Raw genomic sequence first — 20,278 nt, forward strand, 5'->3', positions numbered from 1 at the left:
CGGGGCAAGAAGATATGCCAGAATTTTGTTAAAAACTGTCGCATCATGCCTAGGAAATAAAGCAAGATGCCATCAATGCAAGAAACATCAATCCAAGGAAAATATAAAGATGCGGCATGGTTATTGTCTCTTTTAGGTCATTTTTGGGGTTGGGTTTTGCACAAGGCCGATCACCGAAATTTGGCGGCCTGAATCGGGCAAAGCCGCATGTGTTGCGTGACGATGCGAAAACAGGCCAGATGATTCGCCATAAGTATCAATGCCAAGATCGGTCACTTTGCCCAGCCCGGCCTGGCGAAGGCGGGATTGGACAAATCCGGGAAGATCAAACCGGTGTTTCCCATCCATATCCTGATCGGGGTCAAAAAAAACCTCAGCATCATCATGCGCTGCAAGAACGGCATAGCGAAGATCATCACCAACCTGATAATTGGCCTGTTGAATGGCGGGGCCAATGACGGCTTCGATTTGATCGGGCGCAATCCCTTGTTTGGCCATCATGGCAATCGTTGCTTCCAAAACACCATCAACCGCGCCGCGCCATCCGGCATGCGCCGCACCGATCACCCCCATTTCCGGTGCGGCAAACAGCACCGGAACGCAATCGGCGGTCAGGATTGCAAGTGCATAGCCGCTTTTGTTTGTGATCAGCGCATCAGCGTCGGCGCGAGCATCAATGCTGGCGTCGCTGACCGAGTCAATCGTCACAACGCGTGCCGAGTGCGTTTGGCGAAGGCCAAACATCTGGTCAGGTTGAAGCCCAAGGCTGTTGGCAACGCGCCGCCGGTTCTCGGCAATCAATGCCGGGTCATCATTCGATCCAAAACCGCAATTCAGACTTTGATAAAGACCGGTGCTTACCCCGCCATTGGCGGTGAAAAACCCATGCCTTATGTGCCATCTCCGCGCCGCGTCATCCTGCCAGCCAGCATGCTGATAACATTGGGGTCCACCTTTAAGATTGACTGGCACCGTGGCGATCATGCTGTTGATCCTTGATCATCGGCAGCTGCAAAGCCGGGGGCAGGCCGGTTCCGGATGGAAGTATCATGGCAACTTTGAAAGCCGATCCCATTTGCTGGCTGCTGACAAGCCGGTCAACCGCGGCATAAAGGCCGCGCCTTGTTTCGGCATCGGCAAGTTTTGTGACCGCTTCGGTTCGTTGGGCAATGCCGATGGCTTGCAGAAAATCACCTTGTGTTACGGGCCCCACAAGGCGAGCGCCGCAATTTGTTGCGGTTCGACGCAAAGCACTGAAATCAACCCAATGCGACAAATCGGCATCTCCTGGCTGGTGAAACACGTCAACGGGCTGGTGATTGGCAACGGCTTGCAGGCTGTCGCCAATTGACCCATCACGCCCATAATCAATAACTAAGCAAGCCCCGCCATAAGATGCAATATGTGTTGCCAACTTGGCCACATAGGCATCCGCCATCGCGCAATATTCGGCAATGTTGCCATCGGCTGGTGTGGGTTGTGACGCCAAATGCCAAATGTCGATTTCGGCTTTGCTAAGCGGTGCGCCATCAACAAAGCCAAGCCGCCCATCGATAAGCCCAACAAGCCGGTGCCGCCATGAACCGGCGGTACCATTTTGACCGTCGCGCCAAATCGCTTGATCAATTGGCAAGGCATCGAAAAATTCATTGGCAATGCCAAAAATTGGTGTGGCTGGTAAATCATCAAGATCTTTATGCCAATAAAGATCGGCTGGCGCTAACCGGTCTTTTTGCCGCTGGCGAAGCGTGGGGCTGGTTTCGACAAGATGCACAGGGCCTTTGGCCAGTTGCGGCATGATTTGCGACCAGACATGCCGCATATCGGCCATCAGACTGCCGCGACCCGGGCCAAGCTCTAGAATGGCCGGCTGGCCAAGGGCGCACAGATCAGCCATATGCGCAAGATAAAGCCCGCACATCTCGCCAAACAGGCCGGAAATTTCAGGGGCAGTGGTAAAATCGCCATCTGCCCCAAACGGGTCTTGTTTGTGATAATAGCCGTGATCCGCATCACCAAGTGCAAGGCCGATATATTTTGCCACTGATATTGGCCCATCTTGTTCAATCTGGCTGGCAATTGCTTCAAATAGGGGGCTGCCTTTTGCAGTTTGCGACGGATGCGGCTCATTCATGATCACTGCTTTCATCACGGCTTGGCCGCAACCCATGTCGAAGCAGATATAATCCCAAAAGCATCATCGGCAATGACAATATCTGCCCCATGCTAAGCCCACCCGCAAGAAGGCCTATATGCGCATCGGGTTGGCGTACCAACTCGACAAGAAACCGCGCCAGACCATAGCCAAACAAGAATAGGCCGGTCAGCCGTCCGGTTGCCTTTAGCCAGCCCCGCCGCCAGCATAGATACATGGCAAGCCCAAGCAAAATCCCTTCAAGTCCAGCCTCGTAAAGCTGGCTTGGGTGGCGCGGCAAGCCATCACTATGCGGAAAGATCATTGCCCAAGGCACATCGGTAACGCGGCCATAAAGCTCGCCATTGATGAAATTGGACAAGCGCCCCAAAAACAGGCCAATGGGGGTGACCATCGCCACCCTATCGCTTAAGGCCAGAAACGCAATATTATGCCGCTTTGCCATCGTGAAAAGCGCAAGCCCAACGCCGATCAACGCGCCGTGAAAGGACATGCCGCCCTGCCAGACATGCAGGATCGAAAGTGGATTTTCCAGATAATAGTCAGTATTATAGAAAAACACATAACCAAGCCGCCCACCAAGAATGATGCCGACCAACAGATAATTAAGCAGCCAATCCGTCTGGTCGGCTGTCATCACCGCATGCGGTGACCGCGTTTCACGACGCAGAATATAGATGCCTATAAGCAACCCAGCGATATAGGCAAGCGCATACCAACGAATACCAAACCCGCCAAAATCAATGGCAAAGACATTAAATTCAGGAAGCGTGATGGCGCTATGGAGAAATTCAACGGGCTTCGGCTGGATTGTCATATCGTGTCTTTCGGGTTTTCAGCAGCACCACAATGGCATTTGTCATCAAAATATGCATCTGCGACACGATTTGTCGCCATCAACAACGATTGCAACGTTACTCTAGCGGCATTATCTATGATAAGAAACATCAGTCACGCGAAAAGATCGTAACAATTACTGGTTGCGTAAACCGGACGGTGAAAACCGAGTAGGAGAGATATCATGGCACCGCGTTCAAATTTCATGGCCGATATTGCGCAAATGGCAAATGGTGCGGCGTCAGCCTTTGGCGGGATGCGCGAAGAAGTGGATAATCTGATTCGCCAGCGTATGGAACGGACCTTGAATGCCCGCGGTCTTGTGACGCGCGAAGAATTTGACGCGCTTCGTACCCGCCATGAAGCGCTTGCGGCGCGCTTGGCGTTTCTCGAATCGACAATGGCATCACCGGCCGAGTCGGCGGGCAAGGCCGCTGCGGCTGCTAAACCAGTGGAAAAAGCCAAGTCAGCAGCAAAAAAGACTAGAAAATAATCGATGATTTGAACCCGCCGCGAATCAGCGGAAAAGGCGGGAAAAACACAATTTCATGTGGGTCATGTCTGTTTGAGCCACAAAATATTGTATTGAATTAGATTGAATGCGCGCTCCGAATTTGGCATTTTAAGGCTGGTCATCGGCAATGAAGCCGAACCCGGATTATTGGAATGCATCGCATGGCACCTAGCCAAAATCAGCATGATATCCCTCTTGGTGATCCCATCGAATTGGTCACGCGTTTTGTCACCAATCAGGACTGGCTGTTGCAACGGCGTGCCAAAAATGCGGTTCTTGTTGAGGTGCCGGGCAAATGGTGTGATTACCAATTGGCTGTTACGTGGCAGAACAATGAAGAAGCGATGCAAGTCACTTGTCGCATTGATGTTCAATGTGAAACTGACCGTCTTGGCGAGATCGCGCTTCTTGCCGCATTGTTGAACCAGCAGATATTCATGGGGCATCTGGCACTCGATATTGGCACTGGCGAGCTGGAATTGCGGCATACTTTGCCGCTTCGCGGGGCTGGTGGAGCGACACCTGAACAGATTGAAGATGTTGTCGATATCATGCTTGGCGAATGTGAACATTGTTTTCCAGCAATTTTTCAGGTGGCGGGTAACCAGCTGTCGGCAAGTGATGCGGCAGCGGCAGCCTTATTCACTACCGAGGGCGAGGCCTAATTATCATGGCGCAGCAGCAGATCACGCTGTTGGGGTGTGGCAAGATGGGAAGCGCAATGCTGGAAGGCTGGCTTGCCGATACTAACCTTGACGCCAATTTTACCATAATCGAACCGCATCAAACCCATCTTGGTTGGCTGCAAGGGCAAAAGACTGTTCGGCTTTATGCCGATTGTTCGGCGGCGATTGCCGATGGCGCAACGGTTAGCACAATGATCGTTCTTGCCGTTAAACCACAAATGATGGATGACGCCATTGCCAATCTTGGCGTGATGAAACATGCTGATTGCGCCTATCTTTCGATCGCTGCTGGCATTTCAACAGGCTGGTTGAAACAACGGCTTGGTGATGCGGCGATTGTCATTAGGGCGATGCCGAATACACCGGCGGCGATTGGCAAAGGCATTACCGCGCTTTATGCCGATGCGCCAAATCAGGCATCAAATCAGCCGCCCAATCAAGCGCCTAATCAAGCGCCCAATCAAGCGCGTAATCTGGCAAGCCAGCTTTTGGCGGCTGTCGGGCAGGTTGTGTATGTTCAAGATGAAGCCCTGATGGATGGCGTCACCGCTTTGTCCGGATCAGGGCCTGCCTATGTTTTTTTACTGGTCGAAGCCATGACCGAGGCAGGCATCAAAGCAGGGCTTCCCGATGATTTGGCAGCTGAATTGGCAAAGGCAACGGTTTGTGGCGCTGGCGCGCTGATGGCGGCGGTTGATGCAGCACCTTCTATTCTGCGTGAAAATGTGACAAGCAAAGGCGGTACAACGGCGGCGGCACTGGCGGTTTTGATGGCCGATGATGGGTTGGCAAGCTTGATGACAAAGGCAGTTGCCGCGGCAAAAGCACGGTCAATCGAACTTGGCGAATAGGCCAAAAGACGGCCAAAATATCCTCTATTTAGATTTCATGCCGAATCTGTGCTATATTTGTTGCAGCTGTTGAACGGTGCCATCATCTGTTCAGACTGTTATACAAATTTATGAAAAGGATGTCTGATGTTGCAGGATACTGCCTCTCCGCACTCAAATGATGAAAAACGCGCCGCGCTTGCCGATGCGGCATGGGCGCTTTTGGCCACGCATGAAATCGATAAGATTAGTCTTGATATGGTTGCCGATATGGCAGGTATTGAGCATGGTTTGGCAGGCGCCCTTGGCGGCAGTGTGCAAAGACTGGCTCTGGCCAAGATGGCCGCGCTGGATCACCAATCAGTCATGGAAAGTTTTGACGATATTGAGGATGCTGGTGAGGTATCTATTCGTGAGAAAATCATCGAGGGCCTGCTTCACCGGTTTGAAACCTATGCCCCATATCGTGCGCAGATTGATCAGTTGAACCGGTCGGCTCGTTGCCATCCTGAATTGGCGTTGCGTTTGCTTGATGGGCTGGAAGCCGTGGTGCGGCGTGTTCTGGTGATGGCTGGTGATCCTGCGCAGGGGTTAAAAGGCATGTTGCGGGTCAAAGGGGTTGTTGCGGTATTTTTGGCAACAGCACGCGTTTGGATGAAAGATGACAGTCCTGATCTTGCAGCAACCATGAAAATGCTCGATCAACGGATGGTGAAAGCCGAAGAATGGGGCGTCAGCCTTCGCCTGTTTGGCGGCAAGCATGGCGACCAAGCCGATCAAGATCATCATGATGACGCATCAGCGAGGTGGTATGGTGTTGATAATGACTGAGGCGTCATTTGACGATTTTCTGAAACTCGATATCAGATGCGGAACGATTGTTGCGGCCCGGCCTTTTCCCGAAGCGCGCAAGCCCGCCTATAAGCTGGAGATTGATTTTGGTGCGCCGCTGGGAACGCGCAAATCATCCGCGCAAATTACCACCCATTACCAGCTAGACGAATTGATTGGCAAAAAAGTCATGGCAGTGGTCAATTTTCCACCGCGCCAGATTGGGCCATTTATGTCAGAAGTCTTGACGCTTGGCGTGCCGGATGCCGCAGGCGAGGTTGTGCTGGTCATGCCAGATCAGCCGGTGCCAGATGGTGGAAAACTGTTTTAGACAGGTAATTTGATCGCAACACGAAGCCCGCCAAGCGGCGAGTCACCAAGCGTTAGCTCGCCGCCATGGCTTAGGATCACATCACTGGTAATCGACAGGCCAAGACCGGCACCGCCGGTGCGTCGGTTGCGTGATTCTTCAAGCCGGATAAAGGGGCGTATTGCATCGGCGCGGCGTTCTTGCGGAATGCCAGCACCATTATCATCAAAGGTAATGATCACTTCATCATTGCGTATGCGGATTGCCACAATGGTTTTGGTTGAATAGCGAATGGCATTGGAAATGATGTTGGAAAAGGCGCGCTGGATGGCATTGCGCCGCATCGGGAACGCCGGAATCTCATCCTTGACTGGTGATAGGGTGATATCAAATTTGTGGCTTTTTTGCGCTTGTGTCACCAGCCGGTTCAAAAGCTCATCAACCGCCAATTCTTGCGGAGTCTCGTCACCCTCGCCAGCGGCAAACGCAAGATAGCCGTCAATCATTTCTTCCATCTCGCTGATATCGCTGCTGATAGCTTTGGTGTCTTCATTATCGGTCATCAAGGCCAGTTGAAGACGCATGCGAGTCAGTGGCGTGCGCAAATCATGACTAACGCCGGCAAGCATTTCGGTGCGTTCATTCAATTGCCGCATGATGCGATAGCGCATTGCCTGAAAGGCGCGGCCAGCAAGTCGAACCTCGCGCGCCCCCTCAAGCCGGTAATCGGGGGCAGCGCGTCCAAGCCCAAGCTGGCGTGCCGCTGCGGCCAAACGGTGGATTGGGCGCACCTGTCCGCGAAGAAACATCAAGGCAATGCCAAACAGAATGATTGAACTGCCAACCGTCCAACCAATAAAGGTCCAGCTTGTTGAGCTAAAGATCCGTTTACGACCTGCATAGATCCGCAAAACGCCATTTTCCATTTGCAGATCAATGAAAATCAGATTTGGGTCAGTGCTGATATCAAGAATCCAGGGCAGTTTGATCTGCCGTTTCAACTCACGCCGAAGCATGGTTTCGGCATAGGTTTCCGGCGGGGCGATTGAGGTGGCAGGCAAAACCGCGCCCGCTTGAAAATCAATCGGAAAGCTAAAATATTTCCAGCCTTTTTCGGTGATGGCCGTGATGCTCTCAGGATCTGGATTTGTGCCAATATCACTAATCAGCAAGGCTATTTCGCCAGCTAGGTTTTGCGCCATATGGCGGGTGACAGTATCCCAGTGACGTTCATAGAAAATGAAAACGGTAATGACCTGCACAAAAATCATTGGCACCAAAATGATTGACAGCATGCGGCCAAACAGGGTTTTGGGAAGAAATTCGCGCAATTGCATGATCAGCCCTGCCTAACGTTTTGGTGCGGCGCTGTCGGTGCGCAGCATCCAGCCACGGTTCCGCACAGTTTGCAGATAAACAGGATGGCGGGGGTCAGGCTCTAGCTTGCGGCGAAGTCGGGCAACAGCCACATCAATTGACCGGCCTTCCATGCGCCCATCAAGCGCTGCGCCAAGATCATCACGCGATAGGATTTGATTGGGGCGTTTGCCGAAACTGGTCAAAAGCTGTTGCTCGGCCGTTGTGATATGCAGCCGGTCGCCTGATTTCGATAACATGCCGGTATCGGGATCAAACAGAAACGGGCCAAAATTGATTTGCATGTCAAAATGGTCATTGCTGCGGTTGCGCTGGAGAATACGTTTGATCCGCAGCACAAGTTCGCGCGGCTCAAATGGCTTTGACATATAATCATCAGCACCCGCCTCTAGCCCTTCAATGCGGTTTTCCGTGTCGGACATTGCGGTTAGGAACAGCGCAGGCACTGCATTGTTTTTCCGAATATCAGCCAGAAATTCAAGCCCCGTTTCACCAGGCATCATGATATCAACAACCAAAAGATCAAAGGCAATGCCTTGCAGAATTTTGCGCGCTTCGCTGGCATTGCCAGCATCAGTGACGCGAAAGCCGCTTTCTTCGAGAAACCGGCGAAGCAGAATGCGAAGTCGTTCATCATCATCGATGACAAGGATGTGATGCTCTGACATAAAGCCCCTCTATGATTGAATGCTGGGTTCAGTGAATTTAAGGCCCGTCAATTCAACTCAATTTCACGTCAATTCAATTTAGCCCAATTCTGGTCATTTCGACTCGATTGGCGTAATCGTCGTAATCAGATATCACTTGCCTGATCTTGCTGCGCAATCTGGTCAATCGTATAGCTGTCGAGTAATCCTCGCAATACCCGTTGGAAGCCATCAACTGCATCAACACCGGCTTCACGATAGGCAGCGGCAAAACGGCGCCCCTGCAACGAGGTTAGGCGTGATTCAAGCGCAATGCCGGTTTCGGTAAGATATAGCAAACGCTGGCGGCGGTCAGTTGCCCCCGGTTTTTGCGCGACATAGCCATCTTGCATCAATCCAGACAGAACACGCGACAGGCTTTGTTTGGTGATGCAAAGGATGGTCAAAAGATCACTTACCGTGATTCCGGGGTTGCGACCAATAAAATAGATTGCCCGATGATGCGCACGCCCCATATTCTGTTCAGCAAGAATCGAGTCGGCTTCACCGGTGAAATCGCGGTAAGCGAAAAACATTAATTCAATGCCGCGGCGCAATTCTTCTTCGCGGAGAAAAAGAGCCTTGCCAATTGGTTTTACGTCAGCCATGTTGACCAATATAGAATGTAAGTGGTAAAAAAAACATCTAGTCTTTAGCATGAAATGGCCGAAATGGAACCATTTAAATTCGTGAGATAAACGCTTTGGCTGTTTTTAGGGAGAGCAGGATATGGCATTGATTCCGTTTGATGATCGCGATGGTAGCATTTGGATGGATGGCGAAATTGTGCCATGGCGTGACGCAAAAGCGCATACGTTAAGTCACGGGCTGCATTATGCCAGTCTGGTGTTCGAAGGCGAGCGCGTCTATGCCGGTAAAATCTTCAAAGGGCGCGAACATACGGTTCGGCTCCGCCAATCAAGCAAATTGTTGGATTTTGATCTGCCGATTCCAGATGATGCGGTGGATGCTGCCAAACAGGCGGTTATCGAAGCCAATAACATTGTTGATGGTTATGTGCGGGCCTATTGTTGGCGCGGTTCCGAAATGATGGCGATTTCTGCGCAGCAAACAACCGCGCATCTGGCGATTGCTGCATGGGAATGGCCAAGCTATTTTGACCCTGAAACCAAAATGAAGGGCATTACGCTTGATATTGCGAGCTGGAAACGGCCATCGCCCGAATCAGCACCGGTTCATGCCAAGGCAGCCGGTCTTTATATGATTTGCACGCTGTCGAAACATGAGGCTGAGCGCAAGGGCTTTCAAGATGCATTGATGATGGATTATCGCGGCTATGTTGCCGAGGCCACCGGCGCCAATGTGTTTTTTGTTGATGATGCCGGCACGCTTCATACACCGATTGCCGATTGTTTCTTGAATGGCATCACGCGCCAAAGCGTGATTTCGATGGCCAAATCAATGCAAATTGAAGTGGTCGAACGGCACATTAAGCCAGATGAGTTAGGCGCAATGCGGGAATGTTTTTTAACCGGCACGGCAGCCGAGGTTACGCCGGTTTCTAGAATCGGTGACTATCAATTCACCCCGGGTGAAATTTGCCGCAAAATGGTTGAAGGCTATAGCGCATTGGTTCACGCCTAATTGATCCAACGTCCGAAATGATTTGAAGATTGCAAGAGCCACGAACCGCATGCGGTTGGTGGCTTTTTCTTAGCCGCCGGTAACGGGCGGGAAAAAGGCAACTTCGTCACGATCGCCAATCGGCGTGGCAAGGTCACCATAAACACGGTTGACCGCAACCCGAACCGCATCAAGATTTTGTAAAGCGGTTTTATGACCAGCTGATTTACATGTGATATGCGGGATCAGGGCGCCAACAGTATCAACGCCATCTGGGATGGGCATATCTTCAAAAGAACAGCCGGTATGTTCCTTTAGCCATGCAAAATACATAATTTTCATTATCTATGGTCTCATTTATCATTGTTGGGCAGTCGGTAATCACGAAGCTGCCAATTTTTGCCTTGCTATGATTCAACAGCCAATGCGGTCAATCAAGGCCTAATCGTGATTTTGCGGCAATGATGCAGCCTAGCGAAGACTATTTACATGCCCCAAGGCACCCCTGACATAGCCTGACCCTGTCTGCACGGTCAGAATTGCGGCAATCCATAAAAGGATTAGCCCAATCTCATGCGCGAAAGGAAAGCCCGGAAAGCCCGGCGCACCCATCAAAAAGCCAAGCGCCAGAATCTGCGCGGTTGTTTTCCATTTGGCAAGCTTGGTGACGGGTGCTGATACATTTTGTTTCGCCAGATATTCGCGCAATCCCGAAATCATAAATTCACGAATGAGAATTATCAAAGCTGGTACCAAAAACAGCCATCCACTTGTTTGCACACTGGCAAGCGCCAGCAACACCGCCGCAATCAGCAATTTATCGGCGATCGGATCCAGCATCTCGCCAAACGGCGATTCAACTTTAAGCCGCCGCGCAATATAGCCGTCAACATAATCAGTGACGCTGGCGATTGTATAGAGATACAGCGCCAATTGGTAATAGAATGGCGCGACGTCACTCCAGATCAAAACCGCAATCAGCGGCGTGATGGCAATGCGCATAACGGTCATCCAATTTGGAAGCGAAGCAAGTGTAAACATGAATGCGCCTGCGATCCTTTGCGAAAAGCCTAGTTTATAATTTAGCCCTTAAAGATGGTTCAGGTGAACCAACTGGACTATCTAAGAGCCACTATAGAACCAATCATAGATTTGTTGAGCATATTTTTTCGAAATTCCCTCAACCGCTTCTAAATCGCTAAGCCCAGCGGCAGAAACCGCGCGCGCCGAGCCAAAATGCGCCAAAAGTGCCTTTTTGCGTTTTGGCCCAATGCCCGGAACCGCGTCTAACGGATTGGTGAATTCGGTCTTGGTTCGTTTGGCGCGATGCGCGCCGATGGCATAGCGATGTGATTCGTCACGAAGCCGTTGCAGAAAATGCATTGCTGCGCTGTCGGGTGCAAGGGTAAAGCTGGCGCGGCCACGGATATGAAATTGTTCGCGTCCGGCATGCCGGTCAGGCCCTTTTGAAATGGCAACGACGTTTAGATCAACAAGCCCAAGATCATCAAGTGCCTCATGCACGGCCGATAGCTGGCCAACGCCGCCATCAATCAACAGCAAATCAGGCCAATTGCCCGATTGGCGGTCGGCATCTTCTTTCAAGGCGCGTGAAAATCGCCGATGGATCACCTGCCGCATCATGGCAAAATCATCACCAATGGCCGTTGCAAATTTGCCTTCATCCTTGATGTTAAAGCGGCGATAGGCGCCCTTTTCGAAACCTTCTGGCCCCGCAACAACCATGCCGCCAACCGCATGTTTGCCTTGAATATGCGAATTATCATAAATTTCAATGCGCGTTGGTGGTTCAGCCAGATCAAGCGCGGCTGCCAGTTCGCGCAAAAGACGGCGTTGTGATGATGCGTTGGCAAGATGGCGGGCAAGCGCTTCTTCGGCATTTTTAAGCGCCATTGTTGTGACTTTGCGCCGATCGCCGCGCACTGGACAGCTAAGCGTGACCTTATGGCCTGCATTACGGGTCAATGCCTCGCTTAACAGGCGGTGATCTTCGGGCATTTCGCTAAGCATGATTTCGGCAGGCGGTTCTTTATCTTCATAAAATTGGCCGATAAAGGCACCAATCACCTCATGGGCTGGGGTATCAGCAAGATGCGCCAGAAAATAGGACCGGTTGCCATAATTTGATCCGCCACGGATAAAGAAAATCTGAATGCAGCTTCGCTCGCCACTTCGCGCCGCAGCGATGATATCAGCATCACTGACAGTTGGTAGATTGATGTCTTGATTGGCCTGAATACCGGTCAAGGCGCGAATGCGGTTGCGCCAGATCGCCGCCGTTTCAAATTCCAGCGTTTCAGCCGCCGCATGCATGCGGGCGGCATATTCACGCTGCACATTGGCGGATTCGCCATTTAGGAAACGGCGGGCTTGCGCCATTTGCTTGGCGTAATCTTCGCGGCTAACAAGCCCGACACAAGGCCCCGAGCAACGTTTGATCTGATATTGCAAACAGGGGCGCGTGCGACTTGCAAACACATTGTCAGAACAGGTGCGAAGCATAAAGGCGCGGGCAAGGTCGGCTACGGTGCGGTTGACCGATCCGGCCGAGGCAAATGGTCCGAAATAGTCGCCTTTGCGGTTTTTCCGGCCACGATGTTTGGTCAATTGGCCAAATTCATGATCGTCGGTTAGCAGAATTTGCGGCAGGCTTTTATCGTCACGAAGCAAGATATTATATCGTGGTTGCATTTTCTTGATCAGATTTGATTCAAGCAGCAGTGCTTCGATTTCGGATTTTGTGACAATGACCTCTAATTTTTGGGTTTCGCCAACCATGCGCATGATCCGGTTGGATAGGCGATTTGGCTGGGTGTAGTTTGTAACGCGGCGAACAAGATTGCGCGCCTTACCAACATAAAGCACCTCGCCAGCCGCATTTTGCATACGGTAAACCCCGGGCTGACTTGGCAAGGTCTTAAGCTCGGTTTTCAAATAGGCAATACCGCGTTTCAAATTTGGCGGCATGTTCTGTGCGTCTTCCACTTTATGTCTCACCTATTGGGGTTTGGCCGCGGTTCTGGCGTTGTTTGCTGGCTTATGATTGCCGAATTCTTGACGGCGGTTTGGTGCGCGTCCCGACACGAATAGCAGTATAAAAAATTTCCCAAGCAAAGTCATTGTCGCAGTCGGAAATGTGGCGATTTTCAAATCATGCCAATGATCTTCGACCTCGATTCATTAGTGACCGATCGATGATTTGCGCCGGAATACAAGGATATGGTTGCTGCCTTGCGGCGCAAATGCGGAATTTGCGAATCAACTAGATTTTATCTTCGGAAATGCTAAAAATTGTTTTCCCCGATTGCTGTGGATAAACCTGTGGAAAAACCCCTAAATTTTTTTATGGCGTACTGTTTTTCTACGACAAATTACCCTTTGCCTAAAAAATAGGCATAAAATTAAAATTAAATTAATACAGATAGTTAACATATTTCAAGGGCAAAAAGACGTTCAATCGGCGTAAATTCTAAAGCCAGCTAACCGAATCAAGGCATTTTTGCAGAACTTGTGCAAAACCACTGGCGATTAGCCGCTGTTTTACAGTGATTTTTGCAATTGGCGCAAAGCGGTGTGACACCTTGGTTCTTTGGCTTTTATCAGCTTTAGCGCCGCCGTCCACGCTTTTTAATTGGCGCGCCGGGGGTACCAGCAGGAAACCCATGCCTTTCGGCAATGGCGGATGGAACCCCGGGTTCAAACAGGCCAAGCTGGGCGGCTTCCATGCGGCGAATTTCATCGCGCAATCGTGCCGCTTCCTCAAATTCAAGATTGGCCGCAGCGGCTTTCATATTGGTTTCAAGATCAGCAAGCACGGTTTTGAAATTGCTGCCGATCAGATCGCCTGATTTGGCACCCGCTTGCGGCGTTAGATGGTCACCACGTTCATAAACCGAATCCAGAACATCAGCGATGTCTTTGCGAACCGATTCAGGCGTAATGCCATGGGCTTTGTTATAGGCTGTTTGGCGCTCGCGCCGCCGGTTGGTTTCATCCAGCGCATATTGCATTGAATCGGTTATGCGGTCGCCGTAAAGGATAACGCGGCCATCGAGATTTCGCGCGGCGCGCCCGATGGTCTGGATAAGTGACGTTCGCGACCGAAGATAGCCTTCCTTATCAGCGTCCAAAATGCCAACAAGCGAACATTCGGGGATATCAAGCCCCTCACGAAGCAGGTTAATGCCGATCAGCACATCAAATACGCCAAGGCGCAGATCGCGCATGATTTCGATCCGTTCAAGCGTATCAATGTCTGAATGCAGATAGCGAACGCGCAATCCTGACTCATACATATATTCGGACAAGGCTTCGGCCATCTTTTTGGTCAGGGTTGTAATCAGCGCACGCTGACCCTTGGCGGCAACGTCACGGCATTCGGCAATGATATCATCAACCTGATTGACCGTTGGCCGAACAATACAATCTGGATCAATCAATCCTGTTGGCCGCACCACCTGTTCACTAAAGACACCGCCGGTTCGCTCTAGCTCCCATTTGCCCGGGGTGGCCGAAACAAAAATGGTTTGTGGCCTGAATCCTTCCCATTCTTCGAATTTCAAAGGCCGGTTATCAAGGCATGATGGCAACCGAAAGCCATAATTTGACAAGGTTGATTTGCGTGCAAAATCGCCCTTATACATCGCGCCAAGCTGGGGAACGGTGACATGGCTTTCATCAATGATCAAAAGTGCATTTTCTGGCAGATATTCAAACAGCGTTGGCGGTGGTTCGCCCGGCCCACGACCAGAAAGATAGCGCGAATAATTTTCAATTCCGGCACAAGCGCCCGTCGCTTCGATCATTTCAACATCAAATTGCGTGCGTTGTTCGATACGCTGGGCTTCGAGAAGCTGGTTATTGGCGGTGAATTCGGCAATGCGGCCTTTGAGTTCCTGTTTGATCTGCTTGCAGGCCTGCTGCAAGGTTGGCCGCGGCGTTACATAATGCGAATTGGCGAAAATTGTGATGCTATCCAGTTTCGCATTTTTTGAGCCGGTTAGTGGGTCAAATTCAAAAATGGCTTCGATCTCATCGCCAAAAAGCGAAATACGCCAGGCGCTATCTTCAAGATGCGCCGGAAATAATTCAACCGAGTCACCGCGAACCCGAAATGCGCCACGCACAAAATTTGTATCATTGCGGCGATATTGAAGCTCGGTCAGCTGGCGCAGCAAAACTTGTCGTGAGACCGTTTCACCAGCACCCAATTTCATCGTCATGCTGGAATAGGTTTCAACCGAACCAATGCCATAGATACATGATACCGACGCGACAATGATAACATCGTCACGTTCAAGAAGGGCGCGGGTTGCCGAATGGCGCATCCGGTCAATCTGTTCATTGATTGACGATTCTTTTTCGATATAGGTATCGGATCGCGGCACATAGGCTTCGGGCTGGTAATAATCATAATAGGAAACGAAATATTCGACAGCATTATTGGGGAATAACGACTTCATCTCGCCATAGAGCTGGGCGGCCAATGTTTTGTTTGGCGCTAAAATCAGCGTTGGCCGTTTGATCTGCTGGATGACATGCGCGGCGGTAAAGGTTTTGCCTGATCCTGTCACCCCAAGCAGAACCTGATCGCGTTCACCCGTTTGAATGCCTTCGATCAATTCGGCAATCGCAGTTGGCTGATCACCAGCCGGTTTAAATTCTGAGGTTAGGTCAAAATTTGCCGGGCCGCTTGATCGGGTGATGATGAGATTGTCGTTACTGGTTTCGTTCATGCCCCTAAGATAGGCATGTTCGCCCAAAGAAGAAAGGGGGCGCGGCGAAAAGCACTTGTCCTAAACCACAAAGCACCCCATAAATTTCAAAGGGGAAAGGAGACCGGATCAATGGGCCTTATTTCGGACAGGCTAAACCGCATCGCGCCATCACCAACCGTGTCGATTACCGACATGGCATTGAATATGAAAGCTGCAGGCCGCAAGGTAATTGGGCTTGCTGCTGGTGAGCCTGATTTTGATACGCCGCAGCATATCAAAGATGCTGCGAATGCGGCGATGAAAGCAGGCAAGACAAAATATACGCAAGTTGACGGTATCCCCGAATTGAAGCAAGCGATCTGCCGCAAATTTGCGCGTGAAAACAACGTTACCTGTACAGCGGATATGATTACGGTAAGCACCGGTGGCAAGCAGGTTTTGTTTAACGCGCTAATGGCCAGTCTGAACCCAAGCGATGAAGTGATTATTCCAACACCTTACTGGGTTAGCTTTGCCGGCATTGTCGAAATTTGCGAGGCAAAACCGGTCTTTGTAAGGGGAAGCGGTGCCAATCCCATGAAGATTAGCGCCGAAGATCTGGAAGCGGCCATTACGCCAAATAGCAAATGGCTTATCCTGAACAGCCCGTCAAACCCGGGCGGGGTTGGCTATGATGCGGATGATTTGATGGCGTTTGCCGCGGTCATGCGTCGCCACCCGCAATTGCATTTGATCAGTGACGATATCTATGAACATCTGGTTTATGACGATTTCAAATTTGTGACCATGGCAACGATTGCGCCCGATCTGCAAGACCGTATTCTAACCGTCAATGGCGTGTCAAAATCCTATTGCATGACTGGCTGGCGTATTGGCTATGGCAGTGGGCCGGTGCCATTGATCAAGGCAATGGCAAAGGTGCAATCGCAATCAACATCAAGTCCGAATTCAATGGCACAATATGCGGCGATTGCCGCACTGGACGGGCCGTTGGATTTCATGGCTGAAAACCGCGCTGCCTTTGCCCGTCGTCGCCAGCTTGTTTGTGAAGCGCTGAACAAAATTGACGGGATTGATTGCCCGCTTCCCGATGGGGCTTTTTATGTCTATCCCTCGATTGCCAAATTGATTGGGAAAAAGCGGCCTGATGGTAAAATTATCGAGAGCGATAGCGATTTTGTCAGCTATCTTCTTGAGGCGGGTGAAGTGGCGGTGGTGCCGGGAGTTGCGTTTGGTCTGTCGCCCTATTTCCGAATCTCATATGCCGCGGCGGATGATGTTTTGGCCGATGCGATGCAAAGAATTGCGAAAGTAACCGCCAGCCTGTCGTGAGATATCTGATGTCACGATCGGTGCAGGTGCCGCAAGATTATGCCGCATCTTTGCCATATTGACCCGGTAGACATAGAGATGAGCAAAGCCTTATCGCCGAAGGAGATAGCTAATGCTGATCAAAAAACGCCCAAGCTGGGCTATGGCTGAAGCCGATGCAACATCTGAACATATCTACCTCAACCGCCGAGAATGGCTTCGCGCTGCAGGCTTTGCCGGTCTTGGACTGACGACGGCCTTGACTGGTGTTGGCGGGTTTGCGGCGGCGGCGGTTGCTGCCATCGAAGGATATCCAGCGCCGCGCAATATGGCCTATCGGCTAGACCGCGATATCACACCTGAAGATGATGCAACAACCTATACGAATTTCTATGAATTTGGATCATCAAAGAATATCTGGAAACGGGCGCAAAAGCTGGTTACCGATCCATGGATGGTCACAATTGACGGCTTGGTTGAAACTGAAATACAGCTTGATGCCGAAGATTTGATTGCCAAGGCAGGCGGGTTGGAAGAACGCCTTTACCGGCATCGCTGTGTTGAGGCATGGGCGATGGCGGTGCCGTGGAGCGGGGTACCATTGGCCAATTTGGTCAAATTGGCAAAGCCAAAGCCCGAAGCCAAATATTTGCAAATGGAAACCTTCCTTGACCCATCAATTGCCCCCGGGCAAAAGCAAAGCTGGTATCCATGGCCCTATGTTGAGGGGCTAACCCTTGCCGAAGCCACAAATGAACTGGCCTTTTTGGCAACCGGCATTTACGGCAAGCCAATGCCAGCGCAGAACGGTGCGCCAATCCGGTTGGTGACACCGTGGAAATATGGATTTAAATCGGTCAAATCAATTACGCGCTTTACCTTTACCGACAAACAGCCCGTGTCTTTTTGGGAACAGTTGAATGGAAATGAATATGGATTTTGGGCGAATGTAAATCCCGATGTGCCGCATCCGCGTTGGTCGCAAAAAACCGAACGGCTGCTTGGTAGTAATAAGAATGTAAGAACGCAAATCTATAACGGATATGGTGAACAGGTTGCCGGTCTTTATGATGGGATGTTCCCCAATGATGGCCGCAAATTATTTCACTGATTACTTTTTATTTCATCAATTACCTTTGGCGCGGATGACGGCACTTTAGCTGTTAAGCCGCGCCAAAACCGATTTTACAATCGTGGGCATTTCAACAAGCGGGGTAAAGCCGTCTTGCGGAAGCTGGTCGCGCATTGGAGCAATATGCCCCGCTGCCATCATCGCATCATGAAACGCGCCAATCCGACCGGTCTCGCTTTGCCATTCGACAATCAGAACTGGCAGGCCGGTGATTGTAGCCTCAGAAATCATATTGACCGAATCAGATGTAACAATCACCGCATCAACGAGCCCCAAAATTCCCGGATAGGGATTGTTTTCGGCCTGATCCATAACCGCATAGGGCCATGACCCAAGCGCGGCAGTAAGCTGGCTAACAAGATTAGCAGGTGTGCGCCGTGATGGGATGAGCGCAAGGCTAGCGCCAGTTTTGGTGGCAAAATCGGCAAGCCGTTTTGCCATATCCTTTGCCATCATCGCCGAAATAGCATAGCGCTGGTTGGTTCCGCCAAGCAGCACCGCCACGCGCGGCGCGGGAAGGGCGCGCCATTTCTCATTAAGCTGACTTGCCGCATCGGCGATTTTCGGCATATCAAGACGGTTTAACGATGCTAGGCTTGTCACAACATTTGCGCCGCGTGCCGGATCATGTTTGGGCACGATCAACATATCAAAATAATGCGGCGGCAAGCGCGGATCTTGAATATGGATTGTACGGGTGCCAACCGCATATGCCTTTGAAAGTCGGTTAAGCGCAATCGACGTTCCCGCCATGCGCCGACCACAAGTGATGATAATTGCCGGTTTGTCCTTGTTTAGCCGACCCCCAATTGACCCAAGCCATGGTGATAACAATGCCTTTGGCAGGAAAGGAACAAGCCGCGGCAAATGCCGAAGCCACCAAGACGGTTTGATGACGATATCGGCAAGGCTGGTCTGGTTTGTTATGTCGGCAGCGATCAACGCCTCGCCAAGCGCAATTGCCTGCAGCCGCATGCCTGCCGTGCCATCGCTAATCACCCAAATCTGGGGTTTTTTACCATTGGTTTCGGCGGTTTTGCCCGATGGTGGCAAAGGGGTGGATGTGGGCAAGGCGATGTCTCCATCTTGGTCGGGTTGATAACTATAAGTAACTTGAGCGCGGTCTTCAGGCAATAATATTACGCAATATCGCTTGTCGAATGATGCGTGGCGCGTCTATTATGCAGGTCGTAACGTAACGCTTTATCACTGCTGGCGCTGTATTTATGGCTGAAAAAATCAAACTGGACTCGGTTGATCGGCAAATTTTGCATGATTTGCAAGATCATGGACGCATGACGAATGTCGATCTTGCCAAAAATGCCGGTATTTCGGCACCGCCATGCCTTCGGCGGGTTCGCGCGCTGGAAGATGCGGGTATTATCAAAGGCTATCATGCCGACATCGATTCGGACGCGCTTGGCTATAGCGTTCAGGTATTTGCCTTTGTTGGCCTGACCAGCCAGGCCGAAACCGATTTGCAGGATTTTGAAACGCTGGTATCGACATGGCCGCAAGTGCGCGAATGCCATATGCTGATGGGCGAAACCGATTTTCTATTGAAAATCGTTGCGCATGATTGGGATGATTTCCAGAAATTCCTGACCAGCCATCTGACACCAGCAAAAAATGTCAGCCATGTGAAAACCGCCTTGTCGATCCGGTCGGCAAAACAGCTTGTTGGCGTGCCAATCAGCCAAACCTAGAGACTGCCAAACCTAGCAACCGCCAAACCTAGCAACCGCCAAGCCTGGTTCGGTTTTGCTAAAGCTTGGTTGATTTTCCTAAACCTTGGTGATGTCAAACAAGGCGATTGACAATATCTCATAAGACCGCACGCCGCCCGGGGTTTGCACCTCAACCGAGTCACCAACGCTTTTGCCAATGACGGCCCGCGCAATAGGTGATGATGTTGAAATCATGCGTTTGGAAATATCGGTCTCGTAAGGCCCGACAATATGATAAAGCGCTTCTTCGTCGGTTTCTTCGTCAACAACACCAACGCTGGTGCCGAATGTCACTTTTTCGCCATTTAACTTATCGGCATCGATAACTTCGGCGCGGCTTGTCACATCTTCAAGCTCGGAAATACGCCCTTCGATGAATGATTGTTTTTCACGCGCAGCGTGATATTCGGCGTTTTCCGACAAATCACCATGTTCGCGGGCAACGGCAATGGCATTAATCACTGCCTGACGCTCGGTGCCTTTGAGATGCGCAAGCTCTTCTTTAATGACATCAAGCCCCTGTGGGGTGAAAGGTATTTTTTCCATCGTTTTACAAATCC

21 protein-coding genes are annotated in these 20,278 nt (G+C 51.0%); 9 read left to right on the top strand and 12 right to left on the bottom strand.

Going from position 1 to position 20,278, the window contains the following annotated elements:
* Nucleotides 1-132: 132 nt before the first annotated feature.
* From pgeF to lgt, 3 genes are read right to left on the bottom strand one after another with little or no spacing between them, the layout of a single operon-like run.
* On the bottom strand, nucleotides 133-984 hold the full coding sequence (gene pgeF / locus ABXT40_RS02535; protein WP_443646270.1) for a peptidoglycan editing factor PgeF: 852 nt from the start codon (nucleotides 982-984) through the stop codon (nucleotides 133-135).
* Nucleotides 956-2,134: a class I SAM-dependent methyltransferase gene (locus ABXT40_RS02540; RefSeq protein ID WP_443646271.1), complete on the bottom strand. Its 1,179-nt coding sequence runs from the start codon at nucleotides 2,132-2,134 to the stop codon at nucleotides 956-958. Before ABXT40_RS02540 ends, pgeF begins: the two co-directional genes overlap by 29 nt.
* A complete protein-coding gene (lgt, locus tag ABXT40_RS02545) occupies nucleotides 2,127-2,972 on the bottom strand; it encodes a prolipoprotein diacylglyceryl transferase (RefSeq protein ID WP_443646272.1) in 846 nt (281 codons plus the stop codon). The genes ABXT40_RS02540 and lgt overlap by 8 nt, the downstream gene beginning before the upstream one ends.
* A gap of 204 nt (nucleotides 2,973-3,176) precedes the next feature.
* Here lgt and ABXT40_RS02550 point away from each other — a divergent pair, with 204 nt between their 5' ends.
* The 5 genes from ABXT40_RS02550 (at nucleotide 3,177) to ABXT40_RS02570 (ending at nucleotide 6,184) form a co-directional block, all read left to right on the top strand.
* On the top strand, nucleotides 3,177-3,485 hold the full coding sequence (locus ABXT40_RS02550; protein WP_443646273.1) for an accessory factor UbiK family protein: 309 nt from the start codon (nucleotides 3,177-3,179) through the stop codon (nucleotides 3,483-3,485).
* A gap of 182 nt (nucleotides 3,486-3,667) precedes the next feature.
* Entirely contained in the window at nucleotides 3,668-4,171 is a 504-nt protein-coding gene (locus ABXT40_RS02555; protein WP_443646274.1) for a YbjN domain-containing protein, read from the top strand.
* A gap of 5 nt (nucleotides 4,172-4,176) precedes the next feature.
* On the top strand, nucleotides 4,177-5,043 hold the full coding sequence (proC, locus tag ABXT40_RS02560; protein ID WP_443646275.1) for a pyrroline-5-carboxylate reductase: 867 nt from the start codon (nucleotides 4,177-4,179) through the stop codon (nucleotides 5,041-5,043).
* Between the two features lie 126 nt (nucleotides 5,044-5,169).
* The gene (locus tag ABXT40_RS02565) at nucleotides 5,170-5,853 is read left to right on the top strand and encodes a hypothetical protein (protein ID WP_443646276.1); all 684 of its coding nucleotides are present in this window, start codon (nucleotides 5,170-5,172) and stop codon (nucleotides 5,851-5,853) included.
* Nucleotides 5,846-6,184 carry a tRNA-binding protein gene (locus tag ABXT40_RS02570; RefSeq protein ID WP_443646277.1) on the top strand — a complete coding sequence of 113 codons (339 nt, stop codon included), beginning with the start codon at nucleotides 5,846-5,848 and terminating at the stop codon, nucleotides 6,182-6,184. Before ABXT40_RS02565 ends, ABXT40_RS02570 begins: the two co-directional genes overlap by 8 nt.
* Here the strand turns inward: ABXT40_RS02570 and ABXT40_RS02575 are convergent.
* From ABXT40_RS02575 to ABXT40_RS02585, 3 genes are all read right to left on the bottom strand, one after another.
* On the bottom strand, nucleotides 6,181-7,500 hold the full coding sequence (locus tag ABXT40_RS02575; protein WP_443646278.1) for an ATP-binding protein: 1,320 nt from the start codon (nucleotides 7,498-7,500) through the stop codon (nucleotides 6,181-6,183). The two genes, ABXT40_RS02570 and ABXT40_RS02575, sit on opposite strands and share 4 nt — an antisense overlap.
* A 12-nt stretch (nucleotides 7,501-7,512) precedes the next feature.
* On the bottom strand, nucleotides 7,513-8,208 hold the full coding sequence (locus ABXT40_RS02580; RefSeq protein ID WP_443646279.1) for a response regulator transcription factor: 696 nt from the start codon (nucleotides 8,206-8,208) through the stop codon (nucleotides 7,513-7,515).
* A gap of 125 nt (nucleotides 8,209-8,333) precedes the next feature.
* A complete protein-coding gene (locus ABXT40_RS02585; protein WP_443646280.1) occupies nucleotides 8,334-8,834 on the bottom strand; it encodes a MarR family winged helix-turn-helix transcriptional regulator in 501 nt (166 codons plus the stop codon).
* Nucleotides 8,835-8,955: 121 nt separating this feature from the next.
* On the opposite strand from ABXT40_RS02585, the gene ABXT40_RS02590 reads away from it, so the two are divergent.
* Complete coding sequence (locus ABXT40_RS02590) at nucleotides 8,956-9,831, top strand: branched-chain amino acid aminotransferase (RefSeq protein ID WP_443646281.1); 876 nt, start codon at nucleotides 8,956-8,958, stop codon at nucleotides 9,829-9,831.
* Nucleotides 9,832-9,900: 69 nt separating this feature from the next.
* Here the strand turns inward: ABXT40_RS02590 and moaD are convergent, their stop codons facing one another.
* From moaD to uvrB, 4 genes are all read right to left on the bottom strand, one after another.
* Nucleotides 9,901-10,152 carry a molybdopterin converting factor subunit 1 gene (gene moaD / locus ABXT40_RS02595; protein WP_443646282.1) on the bottom strand — a complete coding sequence of 84 codons (252 nt, stop codon included), beginning with the start codon at nucleotides 10,150-10,152 and terminating at the stop codon, nucleotides 9,901-9,903.
* Between the two features lie 129 nt (nucleotides 10,153-10,281).
* Complete coding sequence (pgsA, locus tag ABXT40_RS02600; protein ID WP_443646283.1) at nucleotides 10,282-10,851, bottom strand: CDP-diacylglycerol--glycerol-3-phosphate 3-phosphatidyltransferase; 570 nt, start codon at nucleotides 10,849-10,851, stop codon at nucleotides 10,282-10,284.
* An 81-nt stretch (nucleotides 10,852-10,932) separates the two neighbouring features.
* Complete coding sequence (gene uvrC, locus ABXT40_RS02605) at nucleotides 10,933-12,816, bottom strand: excinuclease ABC subunit UvrC (protein ID WP_443646284.1); 1,884 nt, start codon at nucleotides 12,814-12,816, stop codon at nucleotides 10,933-10,935.
* 620 nt (nucleotides 12,817-13,436) lie between these two features.
* A complete protein-coding gene (gene uvrB, locus ABXT40_RS02610) occupies nucleotides 13,437-15,566 on the bottom strand; it encodes an excinuclease ABC subunit UvrB (RefSeq protein WP_443646285.1) in 2,130 nt (709 codons plus the stop codon).
* Between the two features lie 111 nt (nucleotides 15,567-15,677).
* On the opposite strand from uvrB, the gene ABXT40_RS02615 reads away from it, so the two are divergent.
* Together ABXT40_RS02615 and msrP are read left to right on the top strand one after the other, a co-directional pair.
* Nucleotides 15,678-16,880, top strand: a complete 1,203-nt coding sequence (locus ABXT40_RS02615; RefSeq protein ID WP_443646286.1) for a pyridoxal phosphate-dependent aminotransferase — start codon at nucleotides 15,678-15,680, stop codon at nucleotides 16,878-16,880.
* A 112-nt stretch (nucleotides 16,881-16,992) separates the two neighbouring features.
* Nucleotides 16,993-17,970: a protein-methionine-sulfoxide reductase catalytic subunit MsrP gene (gene msrP, locus ABXT40_RS02620; RefSeq protein WP_443646287.1), complete on the top strand. Its 978-nt coding sequence runs from the start codon at nucleotides 16,993-16,995 to the stop codon at nucleotides 17,968-17,970.
* A gap of 45 nt (nucleotides 17,971-18,015) precedes the next feature.
* Here the strand turns inward: msrP and ABXT40_RS02625 are convergent, their stop codons facing one another.
* Nucleotides 18,016-19,062 (bottom strand): mitochondrial fission ELM1 family protein, encoded by a 1,047-nt coding sequence (locus tag ABXT40_RS02625; RefSeq protein WP_443646288.1) that lies wholly within the window; start codon nucleotides 19,060-19,062, stop codon nucleotides 18,016-18,018.
* 155 nt (nucleotides 19,063-19,217) lie between these two features.
* Between ABXT40_RS02625 and ABXT40_RS02630 the strand changes: the two genes are divergently transcribed.
* Entirely contained in the window at nucleotides 19,218-19,697 is a 480-nt protein-coding gene (locus tag ABXT40_RS02630; protein ID WP_443646289.1) for an Lrp/AsnC family transcriptional regulator, read from the top strand.
* Between the two features lie 78 nt (nucleotides 19,698-19,775).
* Here ABXT40_RS02630 and greA read toward each other — a convergent pair whose 3' ends face one another.
* Nucleotides 19,776-20,264 carry a transcription elongation factor GreA gene (gene greA, locus ABXT40_RS02635; protein WP_443646290.1) on the bottom strand — a complete coding sequence of 163 codons (489 nt, stop codon included), beginning with the start codon at nucleotides 20,262-20,264 and terminating at the stop codon, nucleotides 19,776-19,778.
* Between the last annotated feature and the right edge of the window lie 14 nt (nucleotides 20,265-20,278).

Origin of the sequence: Candidatus Ponderosibacter sp. Uisw_141_02, assembly GCF_048087665.1 — a bacterium.
Taxonomy (GTDB): Bacteria; Pseudomonadota; Alphaproteobacteria; order Puniceispirillales; family Puniceispirillaceae; genus UBA3439.